The sequence below is a fragment of the Enterobacter sp. BIDMC92 genome (genome assembly GCF_001030225.1).
Classification (GTDB): domain Bacteria; phylum Pseudomonadota; class Gammaproteobacteria; order Enterobacterales; family Enterobacteriaceae; genus Enterobacter; species Enterobacter sichuanensis.
Genome location: NZ_KQ087598.1, coordinates 4,408,853 through 4,423,855, shown reverse-complemented (window position 1 = coordinate 4,423,855; position 15,003 = coordinate 4,408,853). Strand labels below are relative to the sequence as shown.

The 15,003-nt window shown below is 57.3% G+C and carries 12 protein-coding genes; 4 read left to right on the top strand and 8 right to left on the bottom strand.

All coding sequences use genetic code 11. The annotated features are described in order from the left end of the window. The first annotated feature begins 4 nt into the window (after nt 1–4). Together malP and malQ are read left to right on the top strand one after the other, a co-directional pair. On the top strand, nt 5–2,398 hold the full coding sequence (gene malP, locus SP99_RS20820) for a maltodextrin phosphorylase (protein WP_047959622.1): 2,394 nt from the start codon (nt 5–7) through the stop codon (nt 2,396–2,398). A gap of 9 nt (nt 2,399–2,407) precedes the next feature. Next, entirely contained in the window at nt 2,408–4,489 is a 2,082-nt protein-coding gene (gene malQ, locus SP99_RS20815; protein WP_047959621.1) for a 4-alpha-glucanotransferase, read from the top strand. Between the two features lie 86 nt (nt 4,490–4,575). Here the strand turns inward: malQ and gntT are convergent, their stop codons facing one another. The 3 genes from gntT to gntX form a co-directional block, all read right to left on the bottom strand. Then, nucleotides 4,576–5,892, bottom strand: coding sequence for a gluconate transporter (gntT, locus tag SP99_RS20810; protein WP_024907902.1), 1,317 nt, complete (start codon nt 5,890–5,892; stop codon nt 4,576–4,578). Between the two features lie 363 nt (nt 5,893–6,255). After that, on the bottom strand, nt 6,256–6,831 hold the full coding sequence (gene nfuA / locus SP99_RS20805) for a Fe-S biogenesis protein NfuA (RefSeq protein WP_008503055.1): 576 nt from the start codon (nt 6,829–6,831) through the stop codon (nt 6,256–6,258). Nucleotides 6,832–6,892: 61 nt separating this feature from the next. Beyond that, complete coding sequence (gntX, locus tag SP99_RS20800) at nt 6,893–7,576, bottom strand: DNA utilization protein GntX (protein WP_047959620.1); 684 nt, start codon at nt 7,574–7,576, stop codon at nt 6,893–6,895. Nucleotides 7,577–7,612: 36 nt separating this feature from the next. On the opposite strand from gntX, the gene bioH reads away from it, so the two are divergent. Beyond that, nucleotides 7,613–8,386 (top strand): pimeloyl-ACP methyl ester esterase BioH, encoded by a 774-nt coding sequence (gene bioH, locus SP99_RS20795; protein WP_047959619.1) that lies wholly within the window; start codon nt 7,613–7,615, stop codon nt 8,384–8,386. 111 nt (nt 8,387–8,497) lie between these two features. Further along, on the top strand, nt 8,498–8,767 hold the full coding sequence (locus SP99_RS20790) for a YdgH/BhsA/McbA-like domain containing protein (protein ID WP_045285984.1): 270 nt from the start codon (nt 8,498–8,500) through the stop codon (nt 8,765–8,767). Nucleotides 8,768–8,800: 33 nt separating this feature from the next. On the opposite strand, the gene feoC is transcribed toward SP99_RS20790, so the two are convergent. The 5 genes from feoC to greB form a co-directional block, all read right to left on the bottom strand. Next, nucleotides 8,801–9,037 carry a [Fe-S]-dependent transcriptional repressor FeoC gene (gene feoC / locus SP99_RS20785; RefSeq protein WP_025758111.1) on the bottom strand — a complete coding sequence of 79 codons (237 nt, stop codon included), beginning with the start codon at nt 9,035–9,037 and terminating at the stop codon, nt 8,801–8,803. 10 nt (nt 9,038–9,047) lie between these two features. Further along, entirely contained in the window at nt 9,048–11,366 is a 2,319-nt protein-coding gene (gene feoB / locus SP99_RS20780) for a Fe(2+) transporter permease subunit FeoB (RefSeq protein WP_045285983.1), read from the bottom strand. A gap of 29 nt (nt 11,367–11,395) precedes the next feature. After that, nucleotides 11,396–11,623, bottom strand: coding sequence for a ferrous iron transporter A (feoA, locus tag SP99_RS20775; protein ID WP_008503050.1), 228 nt, complete (start codon nt 11,621–11,623; stop codon nt 11,396–11,398). A gap of 280 nt (nt 11,624–11,903) precedes the next feature. Continuing rightward, the gene (locus SP99_RS20770) at nt 11,904–14,234 is read right to left on the bottom strand and encodes a Tex family protein (protein WP_047959618.1); all 2,331 of its coding nucleotides are present in this window, start codon (nt 14,232–14,234) and stop codon (nt 11,904–11,906) included. Between the two features lie 86 nt (nt 14,235–14,320). Further along, nucleotides 14,321–14,794, bottom strand: a complete 474-nt coding sequence (gene greB, locus SP99_RS20765; protein WP_045285981.1) for a transcription elongation factor GreB — start codon at nt 14,792–14,794, stop codon at nt 14,321–14,323. Nucleotides 14,795–15,003 lie beyond the last annotated feature (209 nt).

Here is a 15,003-nt window from a genome sequence, read left to right as displayed (position 1 = left end):
CCCTATGTCACAGCCTACCTTCAACAAAGCTCAATTCCAGGCTGCCCTGACGCGTCAGTGGCAGCGTTTTGGCCTTCATGCTGCTAACGAAATGACGCCTCACCAGTGGTGGCAGGCAGTGAGCGGTGCGCTCGCAGAGCAGCTGGATGCTCAACCTCTGGCAAAACCGGTAAAAGGTCAGCGCCATGTCAACTACATCTCAATGGAGTTCCTGATTGGCCGTCTGACGGGCAACAACCTGTTGAACCTCGGCTGGTATCAGGAGGTGGGGGACGTGCTGAAAGAGCACGATATTAACCTTACCGACCTGCTGGAAGAAGAGATTGACCCTGCGCTGGGTAACGGTGGCCTGGGGCGTCTGGCGGCCTGTTTCCTGGACTCCATGGCAACCGTCGGCCAGTCGGCGATTGGCTATGGCCTGAACTATCAGTACGGCCTGTTCCGTCAGTCATTTGCCGATGGCCATCAGATGGAAGCGCCGGACGACTGGCACCGTAACACCTACCCGTGGTTCCGCCATAACGCGCAGCTGGATGTGCAGGTCGGGATTGGCGGGAAAGTCACGAAGCAGGGGCGCTGGGAACCGGCGTTCACCATCACCGGCGAAGCCTGGGACCTGCCGGTACTCGGCTACCGTAACGGCGTGGCGCAGCCGCTGCGTCTGTGGCAGGCGAAGCATGCGCATCCGTTTAACCTGACCAAATTCAACGACGGTGATTTCCTGCGCGCTGAGCAGCAGGGCATCGACGCCGAGAAGCTGACCAAAGTGCTCTACCCGAACGACAACCACCTGGCGGGTAAAAAACTGCGTCTGATGCAGCAGTATTTCCAGTGCGCCTGCTCTGTGGCGGACATTCTGCGCCGCCATCATCTGGCGGGTCGCAAGCTGGCGCAGCTGCCGGACTTCGAAGTGATTCAGCTCAACGACACGCACCCGACCATTGCCATTCCTGAACTGCTGCGGGTGCTGATCGACGAGCATCAGCTGAGCTGGGATGACGCCTGGGCGATTACCAGCCGTACCTTCGCTTACACCAACCACACCCTGATGCCAGAAGCGCTGGAGTGCTGGGATGAGAAGCTGGTGAAAAACCTTCTGCCGCGCCACATGCAGATCATCAACAAGATTAACGACCAGTTTAAAACGCTGGTGGATAAAACCTGGCCGGGCAACAAAGCGGTCTGGGCGAAGCTGGCGGTGGTCCACGATAAGCAGGTTCGCATGGCGAACATGTGCGTGGTGAGCGGCTTCGCGGTGAACGGCGTGGCGGCGCTGCACTCGGATCTGGTGGTGAAAGACCTCTTCCCGGAATATCACCAGCTGTGGCCGACCAAATTCCATAACGTGACCAACGGCATTACGCCGCGTCGCTGGATCAAGCAGTGCAATCCGCTGCTGGCCGGTCTGCTGGACAAAACCCTGAAGAAAGAGTGGGCCAACGATCTGGACCAGCTCATCAATCTGGAAAAATATGCGGACGACGCAAAATTCCGCGAGCAGTACCGCGCCATTAAGCAGGAGAACAAAGTCCGTCTGGCGGCGTTTGTTAAAGCGCGTACCGGGATTGAGATCAACCCGCATGCTATTTTCGATATCCAGATCAAACGTCTGCACGAGTACAAACGCCAGCACCTGAACCTGCTGCACATTCTGGCGCTGTACACAGAGATCCGCGAGAACCCGCAGGCCGACCGCGTACCGCGCGTGTTCCTGTTCGGTGCGAAAGCGGCGCCGGGCTACTATCTGGCGAAAAACATCATCCTCGCCATCAACAAAGTGGCGGCGGCGATCAACAACGATCCGAAAGTGGGCGACAAGCTGAAGGTGGTGTTCCTGCCGGACTACTGCGTCTCTGCGGCTGAAATGCTGATCCCGGCGGCGGATATTTCCGAGCAGATCTCGACTGCGGGTAAAGAAGCCTCCGGCACCGGCAACATGAAGCTGGCGCTGAATGGCGCGCTGACCGTCGGTACGCTCGACGGGGCCAACGTCGAAATCGCCGAGAAGGTGGGTGAAGAGAATATCTTTATCTTCGGCCACACCGTGGAAGAGGTGAAAGCCATTAAGGCCAAAGGCTACGATCCGGTGAAGTGGCGCAAGAAAGACAAAGTGCTGGATGCGGTACTGAAAGAGCTGGAAAGCGGTAAATACAGCGACGGCGATAAGCACGCGTTTGACCAGATGCTGCACAGCATGGACAAACACGGCGGTGACCCGTATCTGGTGATGGCCGATTTCACAGCCTATGTGGACGCGCAAAAACAGGTCGACGTGCTGTATCGCGACCAGGAAGCGTGGACCCGGGCGTGCATTCTGAACACTGCCCGCTGCGGTATGTTCAGCTCTGACCGCTCAATCCGTGATTATCAGGCCCGTATCTGGCAGGCAAAACGCTAAGGAAGCGCGATGGAGAGTAAACGTCTGGACAGCGCCGCGCAGGCGGCGGGGATCAGCCTCAGTTACATTAATGCTCACGGCAAACCGCAGTCTATTGGCGCCGACACCAAAAGACGTTTGCTGGATGCCATGCACAAAACCGACGCGAAAGCGTCGGCTGCACCGGTGCCGAACGTGAAGGTTTTCACCTCGGGGAAAAAGATGCTGCTGACGGTGGAGGGGCGCGGCGAGTTTACCTGGCTGCTTACCACCGAAGACGGCCAGCAGCATAAAGGCCACGCCACCGGCGGTAAGACCCTTAACCTTCCGGCAAAGCTGCCGGAGGGTTACCACTCCTTAACGCTCACCCAGGATGACCAGCGCTTCCATTGCCGGGTGATCGTCGCGCCAAAACGCTGCTATGAGCCGCAGGCGTTGCTTGAGGGTAAAAAGCTGTGGGGCGCCTGCGTGCAGCTCTACACCCTGCGTTCAGAGAGCAACTGGGGTATCGGTGATTTTGGCGATCTGAAGAAAATGCTGGCCTCCGTGGGGGAACGCGGCGGCGCGTTTATCGGCCTCAACCCGATCCATGCGCTTTATCCGGCCAACCCGGAGAGCGCCAGCCCGTACAGCCCGTCATCCCGCCGCTGGCTGAACGTGATTTATATCGATGTTAATGCGTTAGACGACTTCAAAAACAGCCAGGAGGCGCAGGCGTGGTGGAAACTCAGCACCACCCAGCAGGCGCTGAAGCAGGCGCGTGACGCGGACTGGGTGGACTATTCTACCGTCACGGCGCTGAAAATGGCCGCGTTGCGTCTGTCGTGGAAAAGCTTTTCGCAGCGCGATGACGAGCAGATGGCGGCCTTCCGTCAGTTTGTCACTCAGGAGGGCGAGAGCCTGTACTGGCAGGCAGCATTTGATGCGCTGCACGCATATCAGGTGAAAGAGGACGAAATGCGCTGGGGCTGGCCGGTGTGGCCGGAAGCGTATCAGTCCGTCGACACGCCGGAAGTGAAAGCCTTCTGTAAAAAACACGCGGATGAAGTGGACTTCTACCTGTGGCTGCAGTGGCTGGCGTACAGCCAGTTTGCCGCCTGCTGGCAGGTGAGCCAGGGCTATAAGATGCCGATCGGCCTGTATCGTGACCTGGCCGTCGGCGTCGCAGAGGGCGGTGCGGAAACCTGGTGCGACCGTGAACTCTACTGCCTGAAAGCCTCCGTCGGCGCGCCACCGGATATCCTTGGCCCGCTCGGCCAGAACTGGGGCCTGCCGCCGATGGATCCGCACGTGATGGCGGCGCGCGCGTACGAGCCGTTTATCGACCTGCTGCGCGCCAACATGCAGAACTGCGGGGCATTGCGTATCGACCACGTGATGTCTGTGCTGCGCCTGTGGTGGATCCCGTACGGTGAAACGGCAGATCACGGGGCCTATGTGCAGTATCCGGTTGACGATCTGCTGTCGATCCTGGCGCTGGAAAGCAAGCGTCACCAGTGCATGGTGATCGGCGAAGATCTTGGCACCGTACCGGTGGAAATTGTCAGCAAACTCCGCGACAGCGGCGTTTACTCCTATAAAGTGCTCTATTTTGAAAACGACCATGAGAAAACCTTCCGCGCGCCGAAAGCGTACCCTGAACAGTCAATGGCAGTCGCGACGACGCATGACCTTCCTACGCTTCGTGGCTATTGGGAAAGCGGGGATCTGACGCTCGGTAAAACGCTGGGTCTCTATCCGGATGAGGATGTGCTTCGCGGCCTGTATCAGGATCGCGAGCTGGCAAAGCAGGGCCTGCTGGATGCGCTGCATAAGCATGGCTGTCTGCCGAAACGTGCCGGGCATAAGGCATCGCTGATGGCGATGACCCCGACGCTCAACCGTGGTCTGCAGCGTTACATTGCCGACAGCAACAGTGCCCTGCTGGGCCTGCAGCCGGAAGACTGGATTGATATGGCGGAGCCGGTCAACATTCCGGGCACCAGCTATCAGTACAAGAACTGGCGTCGCAAGCTTTCCACTACGCTTGAGAAGATGTTTGCCGATGACGGGGTGAACAGGCTGATTAAGGATTTGGATAAGCGCAGAAGGGCGGTGGGCAAGAAGCGGTAGTTCCACCCTCACCCTAACCCTCTCCCAGGGGGAGAGGGAATGGAATGTAGGCCGGGTAAGCGTCAGCGCCACCCGGCTTTTTTACATCAAACCACCATATTCAACAGCAACACCCCGACCAGACCGCACACCGAAATAATGGTTTCCAGCGCGGACCAGGACTTGATGGTTTCACCGATTGTCAGGTTAAAGTACTCCTTGAACAGCCAGAAGCCCGGGTCGTTAACGTGAGAGAAAATCACGCTACCAGAACCGACGGCAATAACCATCAGCTCAGGGCTCACGCCCGTGGTCGCAATCAGCGGGGCAACGATACCGCCTGCGGTGATCGCCGCAACGGTCGCAGAGCCCAGCGCAATACGCAGAACCGCGGCGATGGACCAGGCCATCAGGAGCGGGGAGACATTGGTTTCATGCATCATGGCCGCGATGTATTTGTCCACGCCGCTGTCGACCAGAACCTGCTTGAACGCACCGCCACCGCCGATGATCAGCAGCATCATGGCAATGATTTTGATGGACGAGGTCAGCGTGTCGTTGATCTGATCCATTGAACGGCCGCGGTTCAGACCGAAGGTGAACATCGCGATCAGGACCGCAATCAGGGTTGCCATCACCGGGTCACCCAGGAATTCGGCCACGGACAGGAATGCATGACCTTTTGGCAGGATCATCTCCGCCACGGCGCGCATCGCCATCAGGATCACCGGTACCAGAGAGGTCCAGACGCTGACGCCAAAGCCAGGCATCTCTTCTTCGGTGAAGGTTTTCGCGCTGTACAGACCTTCCGGAATCGGCTTATCAATGCCTTTCAGGAAGCGGGCATAGACCGGACCGGCCAGAATAACGGTCGGGATCGCCAGAATGGTACCGAACAGCAGGGTTTTACCCATATCCGCGTGGAAGATGGTCGCAATAGCGGTTGGACCCGGGTGCGGCGGCAGGAAGCCGTGGGTAACGGACAGCGCCGCAGCCATTGGCACACCGACATACAGCAGCGGGATGCTCGCCGCAGCCGCGATGGTAAATACCAGCGGCAGCATCAGCACGAAGCCCACTTCATAGAACAGCGCGAAACCGACGGTAAAACCGGTTAACACCACCGCCCACTGGATGTTCTTCTTACCAAATTTGTCGATAAGCGTGGTGGCAATACGCTGGGCGCCCCCGCAGTCCGCCAGCATTTTGCCGAGCATGGCGCCGAAGCCCATGATCAACGCCAGGCTGCCGAGCGTGCCGCCAACACCGGCTTTAATCGAGCTGATGACTTTTACCAGCGGCATCCCCTGCATCAGACCGACTGCAAGCGCCACCAGAACCAGAGCGATAAATCCGTTCATTTTGAAACGGATCATCAAGAGCAGTAATAACACAACACCGATAGCAACGATGACTAATGGCATGATTTACCTGGCCTTTGAATTGTTATGGGTAACGTCATTGTTTCAACGACAAGTTCCGATTGTCCCAACTGGGAACAGAGTGTTTACGGCACTCATACTGATGCCTTCGAAACCATTAAGTTTAGTCGGCTGTTATAAGGATGCTGAGTGCCCACGAGAATGATACGGGTAACATGTCGAGATTGAGAATCACCCTGGGAGGCTAAATTTGAATTATGAGACGCAGGTCAACATATAGAGGGGGGGCGGGATAACAAAAGCCGGGTGGCGGCTTCGCCTTACCCGGCCTGGGATTCGAATGCAGTAACTGTTTTGTAGGCCCGGTAAGCGTAGCGCCACCGGGCAATACGGGCGGGCAAAGAATCAGTAGTATGAGTGCTCGCCGCGCTGGTGTTCAGTCAGGTCGCGTACGCCTTTCAGTTCCGGGAATTCGTTCAGCAGCTGCTTCTCGATCCCTTCTTTCAGGGTCACATCCACCATGGAACAACCGTTACAGCCGCCGCCAAACTGCAGAATGGCGAAGCCTTCATCGGTGATCTCCATCAGGGAGACACGACCGCCGTGGCCAGCCAGCTGTGGGTTGATCTGGGATTGCAGCAGATACTCAACGCGCTCCATCAGCGGGGCATCGTCAGAGACTTTGCGCATTTTCGCGTTTGGCGCTTTCAGGGTCAGCTGAGAACCCAGCTGGTCGGTGACGAAGTCGATCTCCGCATCTTCAAGATACGGTGCGCTCAGCTCATCAACGTAGGCGGTGAGCTGTTCAAATTTCAGGGCAGTGTCGGTGGCTTCCACCGCGTCCGGCGGACAATAAGAAACACCACATTCTGCATTCGGAGTGCCTGGATTAATCACAAACACGCGGATCTGCGTCCCTTCTTCCTGATTTGCCAGCAGTTTGGCAAAGTGCGCTTGTGCAGAATCGGAAATACGGATCATAGCTTTGGCCTAATAGTTGACTAAATTACCTGGGTATAATCATACGCCCATTGAAGAAGGGCTACAAGGTACGGCACAGACACCATACCTGAACCGACGCGGCGCCGCTTTGCAAAAGCAGTCGGGAAAGTTCAGCAACGGTACTGCCTGTGGTGACGACATCATCCACAATCGCGATATGGAGGCCGTCGACCGGCAATTCAAGGCGAAAGGCATTTTTGAGGTTTCTTTTGCGAAGCCGGGCGTTGAGCTGATGCTGGATGGCGGTGGCATGAACACGCGTAAGCGCGCGGGCGTCATACCGACAGCCAAGCCAGCGGGCGAGGGGGCGGCAGATCAGATCGCTCTGGTTATAGCCGCGCCGCCAGTGCCGACGCTGGTATAAGGGCACGTTTACCACCCTGTCGATTTTCGGCAGGGCGCGCTGACGCCGTGCCTGTAAAACCGCCAGCAGTAGCAGGCGGGCCAGGGACGGGGCCAGCGAACTTTGACCGGAAAATTTCAGCGAATGAATAAGCCTGCTTAGCGGCGGAACATAATCATCCACGGCCACCAGCGCGTGCCACGGCGGGGCTTTTTTTAGACAACGACCGCAGGGAAACGCGGGGTTCGTGGCCGGTAAACCGCACTGTGGGCAGGTCGCGATACGCCTTGTGAACGATCGCGTGCAGACAGAACAGATACCCCATCCGCTGAGCGCAAGCGGCATTTGGCATAGCCAGCACAAGCCTGGCACTGTTAGCATGTGCAACCTCCATGTGAAAAAAGAGAACAGTAACTGATGAAGACGCTGTGGTGGCAGACTGCAGGAACAGGAAATTGCCATCTTGTGCTGCTGCACGGATGGGGCCTGAATGCAGAAGTATGGCATTGCATAAGTGAGGAACTTGCCTCGCATTTCACCCTGCATCTGGTGGATCTGCCCGGTTTCGGCCGCAGCCGCGGTTTTGGGGCGATGTCGCTTGATGATATGGCCCGGCAGGTTCTGGACGCTGCGCCGCAAAACGCCATCTGGCTCGGCTGGAGCCTGGGCGGGCTGGTGGCAAGCCAGATTGCGCTGTCGCAGCCCGAGCGCGTGAAGGCGCTGGTGACCGTGGCCTCGTCGCCCTGCTTTAGCGCACAAGAGGCGTGGCCAGGTATAAAACCTGACGTGCTGGCGAGCTTCCAGCAACAGCTGAGCGAAGATTTCCAGCGGACCGTCGAGCGCTTCCTCGCCCTGCAGACGATGGGCACAGAAACCGCGCGTCAGGATGCGAGAACGCTGAAGCAGACCGTGCTTTCCCTGCCGATGCCGGAGGTGGAGGTGCTTAACGGCGGGCTGGAGATCCTGAAAACGGTCGACCTGCGCGAGCCGCTGGCTGCGCTGGCCATGCCGCACCTGCGTATCTATGGCTACCTTGACGGCCTGGTGCCGCGTAAAGTGGTTCCGCTTCTGGATGCGCTGTGGCCGGAGAGCGAGTCGCAGGTCATTGCCAAAGCCGCGCACGCCCCGTTTATCTCTCATCCGGCGGAATTTTGTTCAGCGCTCATTGCGTTAAGTCAACGTTTAGACTGATTATTTTCCATCCAGCCTGGAAAAAGTAACATACCGCAACCATACTCCATTTGTCGTTGCGGTTGTTCTGCCTACGATAATCAAAACAACAATCCTATGGAGAGTCAGGCTATGAAACTTGTTACAGGTATTGTCACTTCTCTGGTTATTGGGTCACTTTCATTTGGCGCCTTTGCGGCAAAAGAGCTGGAAAAAGATAAAGTTGCAGGAATGAATCTGACCAAAATTGGTGAGATTTCTACGTCTGACACCACCGCGCCGATGGATGCAAGAGCAGAACTGTCGAAAAAAGCGGATGAGCTGGGTGGTACCTACTACGTTGTCACCAGTGCTGAAAAACAGACCAAAAACGTACGCGCAACAGCGGACGTCTATAAGTAATACGATAAAGCCGGGCATCACAGCCCGGCTTTATTATCGCAGTGCCCACCACTCCCTGAGGCAGGCTTTACCTTCCGGGCAGCTTTTACAACTGCCGGAGAGGCAACCTTCCGCGTCTTCCTGAATCCGCACGGCTTTCCCCATCGCTTCAAGCCTTTCCAGCATGGCATCGATCATCGGCTGCGGCGTATGCAGGGTGAGGCTTAATTGTCTGGCCTCCATCCGTCCCTGTAGCGCCAGCAGATCACGAACCTGAATCAACGATGCCATGAGGTGCTCCTTAGTGACAGTCGCCCGCCGGGCTATTGCAGCAGGTCGCGGCGGTTTTACGCTTCGCCAGCAGGTCGATATCGACGCGGCTGCGCGCGCGTCGTAACAGGCCGAGCACGATGACGTTAAACAGAACCACCGCGAGGATGCAGACCAGGCTGTAGCGCGGATGCTGGCTGAAGTTAACGGTCTGATAGAAGAGCGTTGCCAGCGAGTAGGCGATGTTTAACCCCCACAGGATAGAGAAGCCCATCCAGCCGCGGCTGGACTCACGGGCAATTGCCCCCATCACCGAAATGCACGGGATATAGAGCAGAACAAAGATGAGGTAGCTATAGGCCGCGGAGGCGCTGCCAAATTTCTCGCTCATCACGCCCATGGCGCCCGTCGCCATTTCACCGTCGCCTTTGCTGGCTTCAATCGGGTTGGCCAGCACGCTCAGGCTAAAGGTATCTTTCAGGCTCTGCCAGGTTTCCTCTACGGCACCCAGCAGTTCATGGCCGAGATGAAACGCTGCTGGATCAAATTCCTGCTCCTGAATGTTCTCTGCGGTGTAGAGCGTATTCAGGGTGCCGACAACCACCTCTTTCGCCATCGCGCCGGTGAACAGCCCGACGGTTGCCTGCCAGTTATCCTCATGCACGCCAATCGGTTTGAAGACCGGGGTGATGACGCGGCTGACGGAGGCAAGAGCCGAGTCGTTGATGTTATCTGCCGCCTGCCCGCTAAGGGTGAAGCTGTTCAGCGCGCTCAGGAAAACACTGACGATGACAATTACCTTACCGGCGCGCAGCACAAAGCCTTTCAGACGCTGCCAGGTCTGAATCACCAGGCTTTTCAGATGCGGCACGTGATAGACCGGCAGCTCCATCACAAACGGTGAGGCTTCACCCCGCATGATAGTGTGTTTCAGCATCAAGCCAGTGAGGATCGCCATCACGATGCCCAGCACATACAGGGAGAAGACCGCCAGCGCGCCCTGCTGGCCAAAGAAGGCGGCGGCAAAGACGGCAAAGATCGCCAGTCGGGCACCGCAGGACATGAACGGCGCCATCATGATGGTCATCAGACGTTCGCGCGGCGCATCAAGCGTGCGCGCCCCCATCACCGACGGGACGTTACAGCCAAAGCCGACAATCAGCGGGACGAAGGATTTACCCGGCAGGCCCAGCGCCTGCATCAGGCGATCCATCACGAACGCGGCGCGCGCCATGTAACCGGAGTCTTCCAGGAACGAGAGGAACAGGTACATCATGCCGATCTGCGGCACCAGCGGCAGAACGGTGTTGATACCGCCGCCGATCCCCTGTGCGAGGAAGATGGTTAGCCATTCCGGGAAGTGCAGGGTGTAGCCCACCCACTGAATTCCATGCACGAAGACCGCAACGGAACCGGCATCGAAAATCGGCTGGAGCGCGCCACCGATGTTAATGGCGAGCAGGAACATCACGTACATGACCAGCAGGAAGATGGGCAAGCCGAGGAAGCGGTTAAGCACAACCTTATCCACCGCCGCCGTAAAGCGGCTGGGTTCTGCCGTGAGGGCATTACTGACCACATCGCAGATCGACGCGATGGCCTGGTAACGGGCATCGGCGATGTGCAGCGCCGGGTCGTCCAGCTCGTCGCTCAGACGCGCCATGGTTACGTCGAGTTTATCAGCCGCATGTCCGGCGTAAGCACGGCTGTAGATATCGCCTTCCAGCATCTGCAGGCCGAGCCACAGCCGCTGTTTCGCCGGCATACTGTTGTCCATCTCCTGCGCCAGCATATGGGCTTCGCGCAGGAGGGGCTTCGCGTAATGCACCAGTTCAACGTCGCGATTCCCCGCATGGCGATCGATGGCGAGCTTCAGGGAATCAATCCCGCGAGCGCGCGTCGAGACTAGCGGAACCACCGGGCAACCCAGGCGCGCGGAGAGGGCATCGACGTCGATGCGCAGCTTCTGTTTCTCCGCGATGTCGAGCATGTTGAGCGCCACGATGCAGGGGATCCCCAGCTCCAGCAGCTGCAGCGTCAGATAAAGGTTACGCTCGAGATTGGAGGCATCGACCACGTTGATCAGCAGGTCCGCGTCGCCGCCCAGAATATAGTGACAGGCTATTTGCTCATCGAGCGAGGTTTGTGACGAAATGGTGGTTAAGGAGTAGGTGCCGGGAAGGTCAACCAGCGTGACCTGGTTGTCGGTTGTCGTAAACTGACCCTCTTTACGCTCAACCGTTACCCCAGCCCAGTTGCCCACGCGCTGGCGGGCCCCTGTCAGCTGGTTAAAAAGCGTCGTCTTGCCGGAATTAGGATTGCCAATTAAGCCAATAGTTAACTTTTTCATTTTTTAGACTCACTGAAACCGCTGGCTTGTTATCGGGATAAGGCTTCGACTTCTATTAATGCGAGGTCTTTCTTACGCAGTACCAGATTCACGCGTCGGGTTTCGATATGAACCGGATCGCCTAATGGGGCCACGCGTACCACCTGGAATGACGAGCCGGGCAGCATGCCCAGTGACAGCAGCTTTTGCCGATAGGCCGGGCTAATTTCGCGGGTAAAACCGGTAATCTTCCATGCACTGTCTGGAGTGAATTGCATAATGCCTGATTCCACGAAAGGTTAAATAATCTACTATGCGATGATAATGAGAATAGTTTTTATCAGCAATATTAAAACTGTGACGGAATGTTGTTTGCGGTATTAATTTACGGCCTGTTTGACCTTGCTCAATATTTGCTGAAATGACGGGAAAACGAAAAGGAGAGTATTTGTTAACGGGGTGATAATTCGCGGTTTAAATATGGATGTGCAATCGGTTTCATATATTACGGTATAATTTGTCCCCTCTCCCCGTTGGGGAGAGGGTTAGGGTGAGGGGTTAGCGTTTCTTACCCATCGCGGCCGCCAGCGCATCCATCATCGCGCTGTTGCCTGCAGGCTGGGCATCACGTCCGCGCGGTTTCGCGCCTTTAGCGGCCGGGCGCTGCTGCTCGCGACCGCCACCGTTAGCGCCGCGGCGCGCGCTGGTTTCACCTGGCTGCTCGTCCAGACGCATGGTCAGGGCGATTCGCTTGCGCTGCAGATCCACTTCCAGCACTTTAACCTTCACGATGTCGCCCGCTTTGACCACGGTATGCGGGTCTTCAACGAACTTGTCGGCAAGCGATGAGATATGCACCAGACCATCCTGATGCACGCCGATATCGACAAATGCGCCAAAGTTGGTGACGTTGGTCACTGCGCCTTCCAGCACCATGCCCGGAAGCAGGTCGTTCATGGTCTCGATACCGTCGGCAAAGGTCGCTGTTTTAAACTCAGGGCGCGGATCGCGGCCCGGCTTTTCCAGCTCTTTGATGATGTCGGTAACGGTAGGCACACCAAACTTGTCGTCAGTGAAATCAGCGGCTTTCAGGTTGCGCAGGGCGCTGCTGTCGCCCATCAGATCTTTCAGCGCCTGCTGGGTGGCGGCCAGAATGCGTTCCACCACCGGGTACGCTTCCGGGTGGACGGTGGAGGCATCCAGCGGGTTATCGCCATGGTTGATGCGCAGGAAGCCCGCGCACTGCTCAAACGCTTTTGGCCCCAGACGGCTTACCTTCAGCAGTTGCTGGCGGTTCTGGAACTGACCGTTCTCATCGCGCCAGGCGACGATGTTCTGCGCCATCATGCGGGTTAAGCCCGCCACGCGAGTCAGCAGAGGAACGGAGGCGGTGTTCAGGTCCACGCCGACGGCGTTTACACAGTCTTCCACCACCGCATCCAGCTTACGCGCCAGCTGAGTCTGGCTCACGTCGTGCTGATACTGGCCCACGCCGATGGATTTCGGATCGATTTTCACCAGCTCTGCCAGCGGATCCTGCAGGCGACGGGCGATCGAGACCGCACCGCGCAGAGAAACGTCCAGGTCCGGGAACTCCTGCGCTGCCAGCTCGGACGCGGAATAGACGGAGGCCCCTGCTTCGCTGACGATCACTTTCTGCGCCGTCACTTTCGGGAACTGCTTCTGCACGTCGAGGTAGAAACGTTCGGTTTCGCGGGACGCCGTACCGTTGCCGATGGCGACCAGCTCCACGTTGTACTTCTCGCACAGCGCGGCCACCACGACGGCCGCTTTGGCGGCCTGGCCGGTGTGCGGATAGATGGTGTCGGTAGCGACCAGTTTACCGGTGCCGTCCACGACGGCCACCTTCACGCCGGTACGCAGCCCCGGATCGAGACCCATGGTGGCACGCAGGCCCGCAGGGGCGGCCATCAGCAGGTCGTGCAGGTTACGGGCGAAGACGTTGATCGCTTCATCTTCGGCGCGCTCACGCACGGTGCCCATCAGCTCGGTTTCGAGGTGCATCAGCACTTTGATGCGCCAGGTCCAACTGACCACGCCTTTACGCCAGCTGTCTGCCGGGGCGTTGTTCAGGCGCAGGCCAAGATGGTCGATGATGATCTGCTCACAGTGGCTCTCTTTCGGCGGCTCGTCAAACTGCGGGTCGGCGTTCAGGGAGAGCTGCAGCACGCCTTCGTTGCGGCCACGGAACATCGCCAGCGCACGGTGAGAAGGGGTGGTAGAAATCGGTTCGTGATGATCGAAGTAGTCGCGGAATTTCGCGCCCTCTTCCTCTTTACCCGCGACGACGGTAGAGACGATGTGTGCATTCTTCCACAGGTAATCACGCACTTTGGCAAGCAGGGCCGCGTCTTCGGCGAAGCGCTCCATCAGAATGTAGCGTGCGCCATCAAGAGCGGCTTTGGTGTCCGCCACGCCTTTATCGGCATCGATAAATTTCGCCGCTTCGGTTTCCGGGTCATGTGACGGCGTGTTCCACAGCAGCTCTGCCAGCGGCTCGAGTCCCGCTTCAATCGCAATCTGCCCGCGCGTGCGGCGCTTCGGCTTGTACGGCAGATAGAGGTCTTCGAGCTCGGTTTTGCTCAGGGTGCCGTTAATGGCGGTTTCCAGCTCGCTGGTCAGTTTGCCCTGTTCGCCGATGGATTTGAGGATCGCCTGACGACGTTCTTCCAGTTCGCGCAGATAACCCAGACGGGTTTCCAGGTTACGCAGCTGCGTGTCATCCAGCCCGCCGGTGACTTCCTTACGATAACGTGCAATAAACGGCACGGTGTTCCCTTCATCAAGCAGGCGAACGGCAGCTTCTACCTGTTCGGCTCTGGCCTGAAGTTCACCCGCAATAATGCGGCAGAGCGAATCTTTCATCATGGCTTTATCATCTTGTGGGTCAAAAATCAGGGGATAGTTATACGGGCTGACACGGCAAAATGCCAGCCGGGGAGGGCGCTCTCGGACTATTTTACGTAGACGATCTCATTGACGTACCAGCTGGCTTCACCGGCGGGTGTCTGCACGACGGCGAGGTCGCCCACCTCTTTTTTCAGCAGCGCGCGGGCCATTGGGGAGTCGATGGAGATGTAATCCTTACGACCAAAAATTTCATCGTAGCCGACAATGCGAAAACGCAGGGTATCACCGTTGTCGTTCTCAATTTCAACCCACGCGCCAAAGAACACTTTGCCCTCCTGCTGCGGGGAGTAATCGACAATTTTAAGGTTCTCAAGGCATTTGGTCAGATAGCGTACCCGGCGGTCGATCTCACGCAGCCGCTTTTTGTTGTACTGGTAGTCAGCGTTTTCGCTGCGATCGCCCAGGCTTGCTGCCCAGGTCACTTTTTTGGTCACTTCAGGGCGCTCTTCGCGCCACAGGGTGTCCATCTCTTTTTTGAGTTTTTCGTACCCTTCGCGGGTGATCAGGGGCGTTTTCATTGGGTGACCTTCAGACTCGACATCATTGCAAACCTTGCGCACATTACGTATCACATCGCATATCTGACAGCGTTAATAATGATTTATGTGATGAAATGTGCAGATAAGCTGCTGTTAAATATGCTTTGTAACAATTTCGACTAGAATTTATACCAGAATTAGCTGGTCGAACACGTGCACTTTTTTAGAATACGCTGTTATTAGACTAT

Bases quoted from the DNA above. Each gene is read 5' to 3' on its own strand.
- SP99_RS20790 (WP_045285984.1), top strand. From the start codon at position 8,498: ATGAAACTTGTTACAGGTATTGTCACTTCTCTGGTTATTGGGTCACTT.
- nfuA (WP_008503055.1), bottom strand. From the start codon at position 6,831: ATGATCCGTATTTCCGATTCTGCACAAGCGCACTTTGCCAAACTGCTG.
- feoC (WP_025758111.1), bottom strand. From the start codon at position 9,037: ATGGCATCGTTGATTCAGGTTCGTGATCTGCTGGCGCTACAGGGACGG.
- malP (WP_047959622.1), top strand. From the start codon at position 5: ATGTCACAGCCTACCTTCAACAAAGCTCAATTCCAGGCTGCCCTGACG.
- feoA (WP_008503050.1), bottom strand. From the start codon at position 11,623: ATGCAATTCACTCCAGACAGTGCATGGAAGATTACCGGTTTTACCCGC.
- gntX (WP_047959620.1), bottom strand. From the start codon at position 7,576: ATGCTAACAGTGCCAGGCTTGTGCTGGCTATGCCAAATGCCGCTTGCG.
- SP99_RS20770 (WP_047959618.1), bottom strand. From the start codon at position 14,234: ATGATGAAAGATTCGCTCTGCCGCATTATTGCGGGTGAACTTCAGGCC.
- gntT (WP_024907902.1), bottom strand. From the start codon at position 5,892: ATGCCATTAGTCATCGTTGCTATCGGTGTTGTGTTATTACTGCTCTTG.
- feoB (WP_045285983.1), bottom strand. From the start codon at position 11,366: ATGAAAAAGTTAACTATTGGCTTAATTGGCAATCCTAATTCCGGCAAG.
- greB (WP_045285981.1), bottom strand. From the start codon at position 14,794: ATGAAAACGCCCCTGATCACCCGCGAAGGGTACGAAAAACTCAAAAAA.
- malQ (WP_047959621.1), top strand. From the start codon at position 2,408: ATGGAGAGTAAACGTCTGGACAGCGCCGCGCAGGCGGCGGGGATCAGC.
- bioH (WP_047959619.1), top strand. From the start codon at position 7,613: ATGAAGACGCTGTGGTGGCAGACTGCAGGAACAGGAAATTGCCATCTT.